At 68.5% G+C, this 270-nt stretch carries 1 protein-coding gene; it reads right to left on the bottom strand.

Annotated elements, in window-relative coordinates; all coding sequences use genetic code 11:
• Positions 1 to 270: beta-ketoacyl synthase N-terminal-like domain-containing protein (locus tag IH68_RS51480; protein WP_037886793.1), on the bottom strand; the 270-nt coding region annotated here is incomplete at both ends.

The raw sequence follows: 270 nt of genomic DNA, 5'->3' as shown, positions 1-270 counted from the left end.
TCCGACAGCCGCTCCACCAGCAGCAGACCCACACCCTCCGACCACGCCGTACCATCCGCGCCGTCCGAGAACGCCTTGCACCGACCATCCACCGCAAGCCCCCGCTGCCGCGAGAACTCCACGAACATCTCCGGGGTCGACATCACCGTCACACCACCAGCCAGTGCCAGATCGCACTCACCCGCCCGCAGCGCCTGCGCGGCCAGATGCAACGCCACCAGCGACGACGAACACGCCGTGTCCACCGTCACCGCAGGACCCTCGAAACCG

Origin of the sequence: Streptomyces sp. NRRL S-646 (genome assembly GCF_000720765.1) — a bacterium.
Classification (GTDB): domain Bacteria; phylum Actinomycetota; class Actinomycetes; order Streptomycetales; family Streptomycetaceae; genus Streptomyces.
The sequence above is the reverse complement of the archived record's forward strand: the minus strand, read 5'-3'. Positions and strand labels throughout refer to the sequence as shown.